This is a genomic window from Alkalicoccus halolimnae (assembly GCF_008014775.2).
GTDB classification, from domain to species: domain Bacteria; phylum Bacillota; class Bacilli; order Bacillales; family Salisediminibacteriaceae; genus Alkalicoccus; species Alkalicoccus halolimnae.
Map to the genome: position 1 here is coordinate 1,114,104 of NZ_CP144914.1, position 16,411 is coordinate 1,130,514.

Genomic DNA, 16,411 nt, shown 5'->3' on the forward strand with positions numbered 1-16,411 from the left:
GCACCTGAATCTTGCTGTGCATAGAAATCTATGTGCGATATTCTGACAAAGTCGTGTGTCTTATCGTTCCCTCAGACGTTAGCAGGCGGGCGATAAGACTTTTTTTGTGGAAAAAAGGGGAACAAACAATACTATTCCGCAGTTTACAGAGGAGGCAGCATATGAGAGCGAAAGTAGGCGTAATAATGGGTTCGACATCGGATTGGGAAACGATGAAGCATACGGCTGATACTCTTAACGAACTGGAGGTGCCGTTTGAGGCAAAAGTAGTTTCTGCACATCGTACGCCCGATTTAATGTTCGCTTACGCAGAAAAAGCACAGGAGCGGGGCATTGAAGTTATTATAGCCGGAGCGGGAGGAGCTGCCCATCTCCCAGGCATGGTAGCGGCGAAGACTCTGCTTCCGGTTATTGGAGTGCCTGTACAGTCAAAAGCATTAAACGGGCTGGACTCCTTGCTTTCAATAGTACAGATGCCTGCCGGTGTTCCGGTCGCGACAGTTGCCATAGGGAGGGCTGGAGCTGCCAACGCAGCACTTCTCGCAGCCCAGCAGCTTGCGGTGCACGATAAAGCAGTCCGCGGACGCCTGCTTGCCCGGCGGGAAAACAAACAAAAAGAAGTTATGGAACAGGGGGAGCTGCTTTAATGGAACAAACATGGATAGCTCCAGGCAGTACGATCGGAATTCTCGGAGGAGGACAGCTTGGCCGAATGATGGCTCTTTCAGCGAGGGAAATGGGCTACCGCATTGCAGTAATGGAACCTAAAAAAGATTCTCCGTGCGGGATGACAGCTGATCATGAAGTAGTGGCAGGATACGAAGACCAGGATGGAGCAGAAGAACTGGCTTCTATGTGCGACGTACTCACATATGAATTCGAAAATATTACAGCGGAAACAGCTGTTTTTCTGGAAGAAAAAATATATTTCCCTCAGGGGAGCAGACTTCTCCAGATCAGCCAGGACCGTTTGAAAGAAAAAGAAACGATTCAATCATTCGACATTCCGGTGGCTCCTTACCGTGCCGTCTATACGTATACAGAATTGAAGGAAGCAGCAGAAGCCATCGGTCTTCCGGCTGTGTTGAAAACAACCCGCGGCGGGTACGATGGAAAAGGACAGTTTATTCTTGAGGAGAAGGCAGACATCGACAAAGGCTGGGAGGCCCTCAAAGGCGGCGGACCGTTTGTACTGGAAGAAAAAATTCCGTTTGATACAGAGGTTTCCATCGTTTTAACGCGCAGTGTGCTGGGGGAAATGAGCGTGTTTCCGGCTGCGGAAAACATTCACCGCGACGGGGTGCTTCATCAGACGATTGTGCCGGCGAGAATTTCCGCGAAAGCTGCAGAACGTGCAGAAATGCTTGCCAGACAGTTTGCTGAATCCATCGAGCTCATCGGCACGCTTGCTGTGGAAATGTTCGTGACTGGAGATACGATTTCCGTTAATGAAATTGCTCCAAGGCCGCATAATTCCGGACATTTTACGATTAATGCCTGTGAAACGTCACAGTTTGAGCAGCACATTCGTGCTCTCTGCGGGTGGCCGCTCGGGTCCACTGCGCTTTTAAAGCCGGCGGTTATGGTCAATCTCCTCGGTCAGCATGTCGAACCGTATTTACAGAATCATACTTCCCTGCCTCCTGCGCACGTTCATCTTTACGGCAAGGACGAGGCGAAGTCCGGTAGAAAAATGGGGCATGTTACTTATTTAACAGAAAATGTAGAATCCCTTTTAGCAGAAATCAATGCATCATCAATATGGAAACAAACACAGCTTACAGGAGGCCAATCATGATCGAACGCTATACGAGACCGGAAATGGGAAAAATATGGGAAGAAGACAACCGCTACCAGGCTTGGCTGGAAGTAGAAATTCTCGCCTGTGAGGCATGGGCGGATTTAGGTGAAATTCCAAAAGAAGACGTGAAGAAAATAAGAGCGGATGCTTCTTTTAACGTCGACCGTATTTTGGAAATTGAAGAAGAGACGCGCCATGATGTGGTGGCCTTCACGAGAGCAGTGTCGGAAACACTTGGACCGGAGCGGAAGTGGGTGCATTACGGACTTACCTCCACAGACGTCGTGGATACCGCTCTTTCCTATCTGCTTCTTCAGGCGAACGATATTATTGAAAAAGATATCCGGCGTTTTATAGATATTCTAAAAGAAAAAGCGAAGGAACATAAAGATACAGTTATGATGGGACGCACCCACGGAGTGCATGCAGAGCCGACGACTTTCGGATTGAAGCTAGCCCTCTGGTACGAAGAAATGAATAGAAATCTCGAGCGTTTTATTCAGGCAAAAGAATCTGTCCGCGTCGGTAAACTTTCCGGTGCTGTCGGCACGTACGCCAACATCGATCCTGCTGTTGAAAAATATGTCTGCCACGGACTCGGCCTGGAAGCTTCGCCGATTTCAACACAGACACTGCAGCGGGACCGCCATGCCCACTATATTGCCACTATTTCTCTAATCGGTGCTTCCATTGAAAAAATGGCGGTGGAAATCCGCGGACTGCAAAAAAGTGAAACGCGGGAAGTGGAAGAATTTTTTGCGAAAGGTCAGAAAGGTTCTTCGGCCATGCCTCATAAACGTAACCCGATCGGCTCGGAAAACATGACGGGACTCGCGCGTATCCTGCGCGGCCATGTTGTCACAGCTTATGAAAATGTCGCTCTCTGGCACGAGCGGGATATTTCCCATTCTTCTGCAGAGCGGATTATGCTGCCGGATGCGACGATTGCAATCAACTATATGCTGAACCGATTTGGCAATATAGTCAAAAATTTAACTGTTTTTCCTGAGAATATGAAACGGAATATGTCGAGCACATACGGCCTGATCTTTTCTCAGCGAGTGCTTCTTTCTTTAATTGATAAGGGAATGGCGAGAGAAGAGGCGTACGACCTTGTGCAGCCGAAAGCGATGCAGGCATGGGAGGAAGCAGTCCAGTTCCGTACGCTTGTAGAAGCAGATGTAAACATTACGACCAGACTTTCCGCAGAAGAACTGGATGCCTGCTTTGACTACCGGCATCACTTAAAGCAGGTGGATATGATTTTCGATCGTCTTGGATTGAACGACTAACAGCAAAAAAGGAGTGCGACCGTTATGGAATCTGTCTGCCTGTACGAAGGAAAAGCGAAACGAATATTCAAAACCGGGGATCCGGACGTTCTAAGAATCGCCTACAAAGATGATGCAACAGCCTTTAACGGCGAAAAGATGGAAGTGCTTGAAGGCAAAGGCCGGCTTAATAATGAAATCAGCTCTCTTATTTTCGAACGTCTTCAGGAAGCCGGACTGGACAGCCACTTTATTGAGCGGATCTCGGAAACAGAACAGCTTGTCCGCCCGGTGGAAATTGTTCCTTTAGAAGTAGTCGTCCGTAATATTGCTGCGGGAAGCCTCGTAAAGCGCCTTGGCGTAAAGCGGGGATACGCATTTGAAACGCCGATAGTAGAATTTTATTATAAGGATGATGAGCTTGGAGATCCGCTGTTAAATGAAGCGCACATTGCAGCTTTAAAGCTTGCAGAACCAGAAGAACTGAAGCAGATGCAGGAAATGGCGCTGCGGGTAAATGAAAAACTTCTTCACTTGTTTTCTGAATCCGGCGTTGATCTCGTGGACTTTAAGATCGAGTTTGGCAGAAGGGAAGGGAAAATTCTGCTTGCCGATGAAATTTCTCCCGACACGTGCCGGCTCTGGGACCAGAAGACCGGAGATTCGTTTGACAAAGACTTATTTCGTTTTTCACAAGGAAATCTTCAGGATGGATACAAAATGATTCTACAACGACTGGGAGGCAGAAAATCATGACATTTGATGTAACGGTATATATAACATGGAAGGAAGGCGTTCTCGATCCTCAGGGGGCAGCTGTCACCGAATCGCTTCATAAACTCGGCTACGATGGGGTGGAAGGAGTCTCAATCAGTAAAATGATGAAAGTCCGCCTGCAGGCTGAAAAAGATAATGTTGAACAGCAGGTTGTAGAAATGTGCGAAAAACTCCTCGCCAATCCAGTGATTGAAGATTATACGTATGAAATTGAGGAGGTTATTCCTTCATGAAATTCGCAGTAATCATGTTCCCCGGCTCTAATTGTGATATCGATATGTTCCATGCTGTTGAAGAAGCGGTCGGCGAAGAAGTGGAGTATGTCTGGCATAACGATACGAACCTGGATCGTTTTGATGCTGTGCTGCTTCCGGGAGGGTTTTCCTACGGGGATTATCTCCGTCCCGGTTCCATCGCGCACTTTTCCCCGATTATGAGTGCCGTTAAAAAAGCTGCGGAAGAAGGAAAGCCGGTTCTCGGCGTCTGCAACGGTTTTCAAATTCTCCTTGAAAGCAGGCTGCTTCCAGGGGCTATGCGGCGTAATGAAAACCTTCATTTCATTTGTAAAACTGTGCCGCTCCGGGTGGAAAATCCGGACACAATGTTTACGAACCAGTATCAGAAAAGCGACGAAATTTACATTCCTGTTGCTCATGGAGACGGGAACTATTACTGTGACGAAGAAACTATGACGGCGCTGAAAGACAACAACCAGATTGTCTTCACCTACGTCAATAATACAAATGGTTCGAGAGAGAATATTGCAGGAATTACGAATAAAGCAGGAAATGTTCTAGGCATGATGCCGCATCCGGAACGGGCTGTGGAAGATCTGCTCGGCTCTGCCGACGGGAAAAAATTATTCGCATCGATCGTCAAGCAATGGAGGGAAAAGCATGCAATTACTACGTGAACCATCAGCTGAAATGATCCGGGACAATAAATTGTACGCAGAAATGGGCGTAACCGATGAAGAGTTTTTGTTGATCGAAAAAGAGCTCGGGCACCTTCCAAACTACACGGAACTCGGTTTATTTTCGGTAATGTGGTCGGAACACTGCAGCTATAAAAATTCCAAAGTGCTGCTCAGCAAATTTCCGGTGGACGGGGAGCGTGTTCTTCAGGGTCCGGGAGAAGGCGCCGGTATTATAGACATTGATGATGATCAGGCAGTTGTCTTTAAAATTGAAAGCCATAACCATCCGTCCGCGGTGGAACCATACGAAGGAGCAGCAACCGGAGTAGGCGGAATTATCCGTGATGTGTTTTCGATGGGGGCGCGTCCGGTCGCACTGATGAATTCCCTCCGCTTTGGCGAGCTGAAGACTCCGCGCGTGAAGTACATTTTTGAAGGAGTCGTCTCCGGTATTGCAGGGTACGGAAATTGTATCGGCATTCCGACAATCGGCGGGGAAATTCAGTTTGATCCCTGCTACGAAGGCAATCCGCTCGTTAACGCGATGTGTGTCGGCCTGATTGATCATAAAGATATTCAAAAAGGGCAGGCAAAAGGTGTCGGCAACCCGGTCCTTTATGTTGGAGCAAGTACCGGCCGCGATGGGATTCATGGAGCGACGTTTGCGTCGGAAGAATTGAGCGAGGATTCCGAGGCAAAACGTCCGGCCGTACAGGTAGGCGATCCGTTTATGGAAAAGCTTCTGGTTGAAGCCTGCCTGGAAGCAACTAAACATCCAAAGCTTGTCGGAATACAGGACATGGGAGCCGCGGGGCTGACATCTTCTTCGGCGGAAATGGCGAGCAAAGCCGGATCCGGTATCCGAATGAACCTCGATGCCGTCCCGCAGAGAGAAAAAAACATGACCCCGTATGAAATGATGCTGTCTGAGTCCCAGGAGCGGATGCTTCTCGTCGTGGAAAAAGGCAGCGAACAGGAATTTATCGATATTTTTGAACACTGGGGATTAAATGCGGTAAACGTCGGAGAAGTGACGGATGATAAGCGCCTGACACTGATCCACGAAGGGAAAACAGCGGCGGACGTACCTGTGGATGCTCTTGCTGAAGAAGCGCCTGTATACCATAAACCGTCCACAGAACCTGCTTATTACCGCGAGTTTCAACAAGAAGCGGATTACCGCCCGACAGCAGATAACTACGGTGAAACGTTAAAATCGCTGCTGCAGCAGCCGACTATAGCCAGTAAAGAATGGGTTTATGAACAGTACGATCATATGGTCAGGACAAGTACGGTTACGGCCCCAGGATCCGATTCGGCAGTTATTCGCATCCGCGGTACGGAAAAAGCACTCGCTATGACGACAGATTGCAACTCCCGTTTTTTATACCTCGATCCGTATGAGGGCGGTAAGCTTGCTGTAGCGGAGGCGGTCCGCAATTTGACGGCATCAGGAGCAGAACCGCTCGGTGTCACCGACTGCCTGAATTACGGCAGCCCGGACAATCCGGAGATTTTCTGGCAGCTGGAGCGTTCCACCGATGGGCTGAGTGAAGCATGCCGCGAGCTGCAGACACCGGTTGTCGGCGGAAACGTCTCATTGTATAACGAAACGTCTAAAGGAGCTATTTATCCGACTCCGGTTATCGGGATGGTCGGTCTGATTCCTCACCTTCGTCATATTACAACCCAGGCGGTGAAAAAGAGCGGTGACCTCGTGTACTTTTTAGGAGAAGTGAAACCTTCCTTTGCCGGAAGTGAACTTCAGAAAATGACAGAAGGAAAGATATTCGGAAAAATGCCTTCCGTGGATCTGGAACTGGAAAAAAGACATCAAAAGCAGGTGCTTGCCGGCATTCACGGAGGAACGGTCAATTCGGCACACGATGTAAGTGAAGGCGGGTTTGCCGCAGCTCTCGCTGAAAAACTGTTTGGAACCGGGCTGGGCGCGGATGTGACGCTGACTCATGAAGATACGCTTGCAGCATTTTTCAGTGAAGGGGCACCGAACTATATTTTAACCGTTTCTCCGGAAAAACAGAAGGCGTTCGAAGAAGCTGTACCCGGGGCTGTACAAATTGGTTATGTAACAGAGCAGCCTACGCTGCTTATTAAGGAAAAATCAGACGCGATTGCCATCAACGAATCTGTATCATCACTCGAAGAGCTTTGGAGAGGAGCAATCTCATGCGCACTGAAATCAAAGGATTAAATGAAGAATGCGGAGTATTTGGAATATGGGGTCACGTGGACGCGGCAAGAATTACGTATTATGGTCTCCACAGCCTGCAGCACAGGGGGCAGGAGGGGGCAGGAATTGTCGTCTCAGATGAGGAAAAGCTGAAAATTCACAAAGGGATGGGACTCGTCAATGACGTGTTTACAGAAGCAGGTCTCGACCGCCTAACCGGTACAGGAGCCATTGGCCACGTTCGCTATACAACTGCCGGAGACAGTGACTTTATTAACTGCCAGCCTCTTTTGTTCAACTCCCAGACGAGCAGTCTTGCTCTTGCCCATAATGGAAATATTGTGAACGCTACTGCTCTGAAGCATCAGCTGGAACATCAGGGAAGTATTTTCCAGACGACTTCCGACACAGAAGTAATCGCTCATTTAATTAAAAGAAGCGGCTATCCTAACCTTCAAGATTCCGTCAAGAACGCGTTAACTATGGTCAAAGGGGCGTATGCTCTTGCTATGCTCGTTGAGGATGCGATGATTGTCGCTCTGGATCCGAACGGCCTGAGGCCTCTTTCTATAGGGAAACTCGGAGATGCTTACGTTGTTTCTTCGGAAACGTGTGCGTTTGATATTATCGGAGCGGAATTTGTCCGGGAGGTGCAGCCTGGAGAACTTATTACAATCAATAACGACGGCATGCATATCGACCGCTTTTCCTATTCGACCGAGCGCACACTCTGCTCGATGGAATATGTTTATTTTGCCCGGCCTGACAGCAATGTTGACGAAGTGAATATTCATATGGCCCGTAAAAATCTCGGACGCAAACTTGCAGAAGAATCTCCGATCGAAGCAGATGTTGTAACAGGAGTACCGGATTCCAGTATATCTGCTGCTATTGGTTATGCAGAGAAGTCCGGCATTCCCTACGAACTCGGTTTAATTAAAAACCGCTACGTAGGCAGAACATTCATTCAGCCTTCCCAGGCGCTGCGGGAGCAGGGTGTAAAAATGAAGCTGTCTGCTGTGCGGGGAGTCGTCGAAGGGAAACGGGTGGTTATGGTGGACGACTCCATCGTCCGCGGCACGACTGCGAGGCGTATCGTCAAGCTGTTAAAAGAAGCCGGAGCGAAAGAAGTTCACGTCCGCATCAGCTCCCCGCCGATTATCAATCCTTGCTACTACGGAATTGATACGTCGACAAAAGGCGAACTGATTGCTTCCAAGAAATCCACGGAAGAAATTCGGGAGGAAATGGGTGCCGATTCACTTTCCTACCTTAGTGTCAACGGGCTGATGGAAGGTATCGGCCGTTCCGATAAACAGCCGAACTGCGGGCAGTGTCTGGCCTGCTTTACAGGTAATTACCCGACAGAAATCTTTCCGGAAGCAGATCATCCTTACGATAAAGTAATGGGAGGAAAATAACGTGTCAAAAGCTTATGAAGCAGCTGGAGTTAATATAGAAGCAGGCTACGAAGGCGTTAAACGCATGAAAAAACATGTGCAGTCCACGATGCGCCCGGAAGTGATCGGGGGCCTTGGAGGCTTCGGCGGTCTATTTGATATGAGTCAGCTGAATTTGAAAGAACCGGTGCTCGTTTCCGGTACGGACGGAGTCGGGACGAAGCTGCTTATCGCCCAGCAGGCCGGCCGGCATGACACGATCGGCATCGATGCTGTTGCCATGTGCGTAAACGACATCTCAGCCCAGGGAGCTTCTCCGCTCTTTTTTCTCGATTACCTCGCTCTCGGGAAAAATGAGCCGGCTCTTGTCGAACAGATTGTCTCCGGTGTTGCAGAAGGCTGCCGGGAGGCCGGTTGTGCTTTAATCGGCGGAGAAACAGCTGAAATGCCGGATTTATATAAGGAAGATGAATATGATGTAGCCGGATTTGTCGTCGGTGCTGCAGAGAAAACGGCCGTATGGCAGCAGGCCGGAGAAGGAGATGTCCTCCTCGGTCTTGCTTCAAGCGGCATCCACAGCAATGGCTTCTCCCTCGTCAGAAAAATTGTCGCCTCGGCAGGACTTTCCTGGGAAGATGAAGCCCCCTTTGAACCTGGGAAAACGACAGGAGAATCGCTTCTTACTCCGACGAGAATTTACGCGAAAGCTCTCGAAGGGCTGACGGGTACTGATTATATACGTGCAGCTGCTCATATTACCGGCGGCGGCCTCGTAGAAAATATTCCGCGCATGCTTGAAAAGGGTGCCGGAGCAGACATCGATCTTGAAGCGCTTCCTAAACAGCCTGTGTTTCCATGGCTCCAGGAAGAAGGCCGGTTAACCGAAGCAGATATGCTGGAAACATTTAATCTCGGAGTTGGGTTCGTTTTGGCTGTTGAAGAGGAAAAAGCAGAAGCTGTGTCCGAAATACTTCGAAAAAATGGAGAAAAGCCTTTCGTATTAGGAAAAGTAACCGGACGAGAAGGACTTCAATTTAAAGGAGAGCTTTCCCGATGACGAATATAGCAGTATTTGCTTCTGGAAATGGAAGTAACTTTCAGGCAGTGGCTGATGCCTGTAAAAATGGAACTATAGCCGGGGACGTCGTACTTGTGGTCTGTGATAAACCAGGGGCCTTTGTAGAAAAAAGAGCGGAACAGGCAGGTGTCCCGCTCTTTTCTTTTTCTCCGAAAAGCTATTCCTCCAAAGCAGCATTTGAAATGGAATTAGTGAAAAAGCTGCACGAACAACAGGCAGACCTGATCATTTTGGCCGGGTATATGCGTCTGATCGGGGAAAATCTGCTAAAGGCTTACGAAGGAAGAATTCTTAACATTCACCCTTCGCTCCTTCCGGCTTTCCCGGGGCTGGACGCTATTGGTCAGGCGCTGGAGGCAGAGGTGAAAGTAACAGGAGTCACGGTACATCTCGTGGACGAAGGAATGGATACTGGTCCAATTTTAGCTCAAAAACCTGTTACAATAGATACGGAAGATAAGCGCACAGATGTGGAAGCGAAAATCAGACAGATAGAACATACACTTTATCCGCAGACTGTGCAGTATTGGATAGAAGCTTATAAAGGAGTGGAGAAACATTGACTAAACGAGCGTTAATCAGCGTATCAGATAAAGCCGGCATCGTACCTTTTACAGAGCAGCTGGCCGAACAGGGAGTGGAAATTATCTCCACGGGCGGCACGAAGAGGCAGTTGGAAGAGGCAGGCGTACCTGTGATTGGTATTGAAGAAGTGACCGGGTTTCCGGAAATGATGGATGGACGCGTAAAAACACTGCATCCGGCGATTCACGGCGGACTTCTTGCTGTGCGCGATAATAAAGAGCATATGAGTGCTGTACGATCAGAAGAAATTGGACTGATCGATTTTGTCATCGTGAATTTATATCCATTTCAGCAGACAATTGAAGATCCGGCTTCCACGTTTCAGGACGCGGTGGAAAATATAGATATAGGCGGACCTTCTATGATCCGTTCGGCTGCAAAAAATCATAAAGACGTGACGATTATCGTCGATTCCGAAGATTACCAAACCGTTATTGAAGACCTTCGTATGCACGGGGAAGTTACGGATAACAGGAAACAAAAATTAGCCGCAAAAGCGTTCCGGCACACAGCAGCTTACGATGCGCTGATTGCAGAATACATGACAGAGCACGTCGGCGAAGGAGCCCCGGAAAAGCTCACCAAAACGTACAATTTAAAACAGACCCTCCGCTACGGAGAAAATCCTCACCAGATGGCTTCTTTTTATGAAAAGCCGCTGGGAAGCAGGGCGACAATTTCCAAGGCAGAGCAGCTGCACGGGAAAGAGCTTTCCTATAATAATATAAATGATGCTGATGCGGCGCTCGCGGTTATACGCGACTTCAATGTGCCGGTTGTAGCTGCTATTAAACATATGAATCCTTGTGGAGTCGGAGTCGGATCTGATGTAGCGCAGGCGTATGAAAAAGCATACGAAGCGGATCCGATGTCAATATTCGGCGGAATTGTAGCGAGCAACAGGGAAATTGATGCGGAAGCTGCGACTATGATGAAAGAAATCTTTTTGGAAATCATTATCGCTCCCTCTTTCAGCGAAGAGGCTGTAAAAATACTTACACAAAAGAAAAATCTGCGTCTTCTGACTATTAATATGAAAGAGTATTATGCAGGAGAAGACAGGGTAACTACCGTGTCCGGAGGAGCATTGATACAGGAAACAGATACGCTCAGCTATGAAGATATTGAAGTAACCATACCGACTGACCGAAAGCCGTCCGACCGTGAACTCGAACAAATGGAAATGGCCTGGAAAGTCGTGAAACACGTGAAATCTAATGCGATCGTCCTCGCGAAAGAAGACCGTACCATCGGCATTGGCGCTGGACAGATGAACCGGATCGGGGCAGCGAAAATTGCTATAGAACAGGCCGGAGCGAAAGCGGAAGGCTCCGTCATGGCTTCTGACGCCTTTTTCCCAATGGCCGACACAGTAGAAGCTGCGGCAGAAGCCGGTGTCCGCTGTATTATTCAGCCGGGAGGATCCAAAAGAGATCAGGAATCTATCGATAAAGCCAATGAACACGGCATCGCCATGGTATTTACCGGGGTCAGACACTTCAAACATTAATATGGTGAAATTCTTGATAACAGGGCAGCTCAAGAAATGGAAAGGTCATTTACAAGACTGCTATATGTGTTGAATTTATTATTCATAAGTTTCTCTACTGTCGGCCGTATTTGTTTCTGTGAGGACGCTTTCCAAGGGGCTCGACTTCAGCTGTTTTTGTGGGAAAACCACCCGGGAAAAGGATCTTCAGACAGCGCTCATTCCCTCCGGATGCGCTTCAGTTCCACGTCGACTGCGAGTATTCGCATTTCAAACCGTCAAAAGATATAATTTATAATGAAGAAATAGAGAAAGGAGGTTCATACAATGAACGTATTAGTCATAGGTGGAAGCGGCCGGGAGCATGTAATTGCCTGGAAACTGGCTCAATCTGATCGTATAGATGAAGTGATTGCTGCACCAGGCAGTGACGCGATTGCCCAGATGATGGACTGCCGCGTAGAAGACATTAAGGAAGATGAGCATGAAAAACTCGTTGAACTTGCTCTGAGAGAAGATATAGAACTCGCTGTGATCGGTCCGGAAGCTCCTCTTGTGGAAGGATTGACCGACAAACTTCAGGCAGCAGGCGTACCGGTATTCGGGCCTTCTAAAGCTGCGGCTCAGCTCGAGGGCAGTAAACAGTTCGCGAAAGATATAATGAAAAAGTACAATATTCCAACGGCCTCCTTTAAAAGCTTCACAGATTTATCAGAGGCAAAAAAACATGTAGAAGCCTCCAGAATTCCGATTGTGATTAAAGCAGACGGTCTTGCTGCAGGTAAAGGCGTGACAGTTGCGGAGACAAAAGAGGAAGCCTTTGCAGCACTTGAGCGGATGATGGAAGAGAAGGTGTTCGGAGATGCAGGCGACTCGGTCGTGATAGAGGAATGTCTGCAGGGGGAAGAGCTTTCCTACATGGCATTTGTACATGGAAAGACAGTCGTGCCGATGGTGACTGCACAGGATCATAAGCGTGCATTTGAAGGCGATACGGGCCCGAATACTGGAGGAATGGGCGCTTATTCCCCGGTTCCGCATATTAATGACTTGTTTTTGAAGCAGGCAGAGACAGAGATCCTGCGGCCTATGGCAGAAGCGATGGTCGAAGAAAATACTCCTTTTACGGGAATATTGTATGCTGGATTAATGATCACCGACGAAGGACCGAAAGTGATTGAATTCAATGTCCGTTTCGGGGATCCTGAAGCGCAGGTAATTCTGCCGAGGCTTGAAAGCGATCTTGTAGATGTTATGCTTCAAGTCTTAAACGATCAGGAAGTCGAACTTTCCTGGAGCGCGGAAGCCTGTGCAGGCGTGGTTCTTGCTTCCGAAGGATATCCGGAAAGCTATGAAAAAGGGAAGGCGTTTACGATGCCGATGACCCGTTCGGATGAAAAGCAGCAGTTTTTTCATGCCGGCACGAAAGTAAACAGTGAAAGCGTCGGGTGGAAGACGAACGGGGGACGCGTCCTTCTGCTCGCTTCCCAGGCGCCGACGCTGGAAGAAGCACTTAACATGACTTACCAGGTGCTTGACCAGAAAGAGTGGGACGGATTGTTTTACAGGAAAGACATCGGCTATCGCACGCTGAAAGCCTGAAAAAATGGAAGTGTCCACTCAAAAAGCAGGACAGCCGTATTGGCCGTCCTGCTTTTTTGCAGCTTTTTTATTAACAAAAAGTTACCCTGAAAATAAAGTGTATAATCGATAAACGTGTGCTTTCGTTTCCATTACAAACAAAATGTTACGTTTTTTATTTCAGCATGCCATGCGGGTCGATAACGAATTTTTTGGAAGCACCGCCGTCAAACTGCTGATAACCTTCCGGAGCCTGATCAAGAGAAATGATCGTCGCATTAACGGCTTTTGCAATCTCGGCCCGGCCGCTTAAAATAGAGTTCATCAGCTCACGATGGTATTTCATAACCGGCGTTTGTCCTGTAACAAACGTATGAGCCTTTGCCCATCCAAGACCGAGGCGGATTTTCAGCGTTCCTTCCCGGGCGTCCTCATCGACACCACCCGGATCTCCAGTGACGTAAAGCCCCGGAATACCAAGCTTACCTCCGGCTCTCGTTAGCTGCATGATGGAGTTGAGCACGGTTGCAGGAGCTTCCCCGCCGCCGGCTCCGTGGGCGGATGCTTCAAAACCAACGGCATCAACGGCACAGTCCACTTCCGGAGTGCCCAGAATTTGTTCAATCTGCTCTCCTATATCATCATGTTCCCGCAGGTTGATGGTTTCACAGCCGAAGCTCTTTGCCTGATCCAGTCTCTCCTGAATCAAATCACCGACGATAACGACAGATGCTCCGAGAAGCTGAGCCGAATGGGCAGCTGCCAGACCGACTGGCCCCGCTCCGGCGATGTAGACGGATTTACCAGGGCTGACTCCTGCGCTGTAAGCTCCGTGAAATCCGGTAGGGAAGATGTCAGATAACATCGTTAAATCACGTATCTTTGACATCGCCTGATCCTTATCCGGAAAGCGGAGAAGCTGGAAGTCTGCGTAAGGAACCATAACGTACTCTGACTGTCCGCCAACCCATCCGCCCATATCCACGTATCCATAAGCTGAACCAGGGCGGTCCGGATTTACATTCAGACAGATGTGTGTATCCTGTTCTTTACAGGCCCGGCAGCGTCCGCAGGCGATATTAAACGGTACGGATACGAGGTCCCCTTTTTGCATGAATTCCACATCCCGGCCGCATTCGATAATTTCACCGGTTATTTCATGGCCCAGAATTAAGCCTTCCGGAGCTGTCGTCCGACCGCGGACCATATGCTGGTCGCTTCCACAGATATTAGTAGTAACTACTTTCAGAATGACACCATGTTCACATTTTCTGCCTACGTTCAGAGGATTTACGCCCGGTCCGTCCCGGAGCACGAGATCCGGATAGTCAATTTCCTGTATCTCTACCTTACCTTTTCCAATGTAAGCTACGCCTCTGTTTCCACCCATTCTAACTCCTCCTTTTTAATATATGGTAAAACGTCATACAGCTATTAAATATGCAATAATCGTGCCAAAGCGAAAAAAGCCTTATAAGAAAGCGTTTTCATATTAGTGAAATCCACTTTTTGTTCAAAAAATGATCACCAACGTCTCGAAATAGTACAAAAAATTCCGAATCTTTAGTATTATGGAAAATAAGACCATTGAAAGGAGTCCGGATCAGGTGGAACAACTTATCATTAATGAATCTTGGAAGCGCTGTCAGCAGTCGGGGTCTTCTCCAACCGATGCAGCTCTTGATCTCCGGCTGACGGGGAAGGAACTGCATGATTTACTTGAGCGCAACGAACCACTTCTGAAACACCTGCGTCCCGTATTTGAACAGATTCAACGTACAGTCCATGATAGAGAATATTTAGCCGCTGTTGTTAATGCCGAGGGGTTTATTTTGTCGAGAGCTGGAGGAATCAGGATCCGGCAGATAGATGAACGTCTTGAAGTAGGGACGAACTGGTCGGAGGAAAATAAAGGCACAAATGCTATGGGAGTAGTTCTGCATGAACGAAAGTCTGCGCTCATCCATGGTGATCACCATTTTTACGAAGAAAATCATGTGCTGACCTGCGCGGCAAGTCCATTATATGATGCCGATGGTGTTTTCTGCGGAGCTGTTAATATCAGCACGACAAAAGAAAATTATCACCCGCTGCTGCTAAGCTGGACGAAGGCAGTAGCAGACAGTGTGCACAGCAAAATGACAGCGGAAAAGTTAAAGCAGGAACGCCCGGTTATGCTGGAGTCACCACCGGGGAAAAATAATCCGGAGAATTTGTATACGTTTCAGAATATAGCGGGATCATGCGAAAACATTACAGCAGTAAAGAAACTGGCCAAGCGTGCTGCACTGACGGATTATCCCGTCATTATTTACGGAGAGAGCGGGACCGGCAAAGAACTGCTTGCCCAGTCCATTCATTCCGGCGGAGACAGAGCAGAAAGGATTTTCGTGCCGTTAAACTGCAGTGCTCTCCCGGAATCACTGATTGAAAGTGAACTTTTCGGATACGAAAAAGGAGCGTTTACGGGCGCAAGTCAGCGTGGGAAAGCTGGTAAATTTGAAGCCGCCGACGGTGGAACGATTTTTCTTGATGAGGTAGGAGATTTATCGCTTAAAGCTCAGAGTGCTCTGCTGCGGGTGCTTCAGGAAAAAACAATCACTCGTATCGGAGGGTATAAACAGATTTCTGTCAACGTACGCATTCTCTCCGCTACAAACAAAAATCTGCGCACAGAAATAGCAGCAGGACGCTTCCGGGAAGATCTTTACTACCGTTTAAAAGGCATTTATTTAACGATGCCCCCGCTTCGGAACCGCAGCGATATATGTGAAATCGCTGAATTTCTGCTGAAAAAAATGGAATCAAATTCCCGGATTCTCAGTGAAGAAGCGAAAGCAAAGCTTATGCATTACAGCTGGCCCGGCAATATCCGTGAATTGGAAAGTGTACTGATGCAGGGCTCTTTTTTAAGCGAGGGAAAAAGGATTGAAGCGGAGGCAATCCAGTTTGAAGAAGAATACGAAATAAAACGTTCTCCTGTGCTCAGCCTGGAGGAAGCGGAATCAGAGACGATCCGTCATGCGCTGGAAGCTGTCGATGGAAATATTTCCAAAGCAGCGGAAAGGCTCCATGTAGGAAGAAATACCCTTTATTCAAAGCTCAAAAAATACGATATTTCCTATTAGTAATGTATTAATTGCTATGAGAGATAAACATCTCATTGTAAATAACATATGCATTGAATAAATAGGTTTATCGGCATATAATAAGTACACTAACAAGAATTGATGAAATGCTGTTCAGGCGTTGTATAGGAAGAGGAACTTTCTTTGTAAGACCTAAAGATGGTTTTTCTTCCTTTTTTATGCACTATGCCGGG

The 16,411-nt window shown here is 48.1% G+C and carries 14 protein-coding genes; 13 read left to right on the forward strand and 1 reads right to left on the reverse strand.

Annotation, left to right across the window (positions count from 1 at the left end; all coding sequences use genetic code 11):
* The first annotated feature begins 161 nt into the window (after window positions 1-161).
* The 12 genes from purE (at window position 162) to purD (ending at window position 13,110) form a co-directional block, all read left to right on the forward strand.
* Entirely contained in the window at window positions 162-647 is a 486-nt protein-coding gene (purE, locus tag FTX54_RS04930; RefSeq protein ID WP_147803175.1) for a 5-(carboxyamino)imidazole ribonucleotide mutase, read from the forward strand.
* Window positions 647-1,798, forward strand: coding sequence for a 5-(carboxyamino)imidazole ribonucleotide synthase (purK, locus tag FTX54_RS04935; protein WP_147803174.1), 1,152 nt, complete (start codon window positions 647-649; stop codon window positions 1,796-1,798). The genes purE and purK overlap by 1 nt, the downstream gene beginning before the upstream one ends.
* Window positions 1,795-3,093 (forward strand): adenylosuccinate lyase, encoded by a 1,299-nt coding sequence (purB, locus tag FTX54_RS04940; protein WP_147803173.1) that lies wholly within the window; start codon window positions 1,795-1,797, stop codon window positions 3,091-3,093. The genes purK and purB overlap by 4 nt, the downstream gene beginning before the upstream one ends.
* 24 nt (window positions 3,094-3,117) lie before the next feature.
* A complete protein-coding gene (gene purC, locus FTX54_RS04945) occupies window positions 3,118-3,828 on the forward strand; it encodes a phosphoribosylaminoimidazolesuccinocarboxamide synthase (protein WP_147803172.1) in 711 nt (236 codons plus the stop codon).
* Window positions 3,825-4,082 (forward strand): phosphoribosylformylglycinamidine synthase subunit PurS, encoded by a 258-nt coding sequence (gene purS, locus FTX54_RS04950; protein ID WP_147803171.1) that lies wholly within the window; start codon window positions 3,825-3,827, stop codon window positions 4,080-4,082. Before purC ends, purS begins: the two co-directional genes overlap by 4 nt.
* Window positions 4,079-4,762, forward strand: a complete 684-nt coding sequence (gene purQ / locus FTX54_RS04955; protein ID WP_147803170.1) for a phosphoribosylformylglycinamidine synthase subunit PurQ — start codon at window positions 4,079-4,081, stop codon at window positions 4,760-4,762. Before purS ends, purQ begins: the two co-directional genes overlap by 4 nt.
* Entirely contained in the window at window positions 4,746-6,977 is a 2,232-nt protein-coding gene (gene purL / locus FTX54_RS04960) for a phosphoribosylformylglycinamidine synthase subunit PurL (RefSeq protein WP_147803169.1), read from the forward strand. Before purQ ends, purL begins: the two co-directional genes overlap by 17 nt.
* A complete protein-coding gene (gene purF, locus FTX54_RS04965) occupies window positions 6,953-8,377 on the forward strand; it encodes an amidophosphoribosyltransferase (RefSeq protein ID WP_147803168.1) in 1,425 nt (474 codons plus the stop codon). Before purL ends, purF begins: the two co-directional genes overlap by 25 nt.
* Window position 8,378: 1 nt before the next feature.
* On the forward strand, window positions 8,379-9,413 hold the full coding sequence (gene purM, locus FTX54_RS04970; protein WP_147803167.1) for a phosphoribosylformylglycinamidine cyclo-ligase: 1,035 nt from the start codon (window positions 8,379-8,381) through the stop codon (window positions 9,411-9,413).
* Window positions 9,410-9,997: a phosphoribosylglycinamide formyltransferase gene (purN, locus tag FTX54_RS04975; protein ID WP_147803166.1), complete on the forward strand. Its 588-nt coding sequence runs from the start codon at window positions 9,410-9,412 to the stop codon at window positions 9,995-9,997. Before purM ends, purN begins: the two co-directional genes overlap by 4 nt.
* Window positions 9,994-11,529, forward strand: a complete 1,536-nt coding sequence (gene purH, locus FTX54_RS04980) for a bifunctional phosphoribosylaminoimidazolecarboxamide formyltransferase/IMP cyclohydrolase (RefSeq protein WP_147803165.1) — start codon at window positions 9,994-9,996, stop codon at window positions 11,527-11,529. Before purN ends, purH begins: the two co-directional genes overlap by 4 nt.
* A gap of 306 nt (window positions 11,530-11,835) precedes the next feature.
* Window positions 11,836-13,110 carry a phosphoribosylamine--glycine ligase gene (gene purD, locus FTX54_RS04985; RefSeq protein WP_147803164.1) on the forward strand — a complete coding sequence of 425 codons (1,275 nt, stop codon included), beginning with the start codon at window positions 11,836-11,838 and terminating at the stop codon, window positions 13,108-13,110.
* A 154-nt stretch (window positions 13,111-13,264) separates the two neighbouring features.
* Here purD and fdhA read toward each other — a convergent pair whose 3' ends face one another.
* Window positions 13,265-14,479, reverse strand: a complete 1,215-nt coding sequence (gene fdhA / locus FTX54_RS04990) for a formaldehyde dehydrogenase, glutathione-independent (RefSeq protein ID WP_147803163.1) — start codon at window positions 14,477-14,479, stop codon at window positions 13,265-13,267.
* Window positions 14,480-14,696: 217 nt separating this feature from the next.
* Between fdhA and FTX54_RS04995 the strand changes: the two genes are divergently transcribed.
* Entirely contained in the window at window positions 14,697-16,217 is a 1,521-nt protein-coding gene (locus FTX54_RS04995; RefSeq protein WP_187254485.1) for a sigma-54-dependent Fis family transcriptional regulator, read from the forward strand.
* Window positions 16,218-16,411 lie beyond the last annotated feature (194 nt).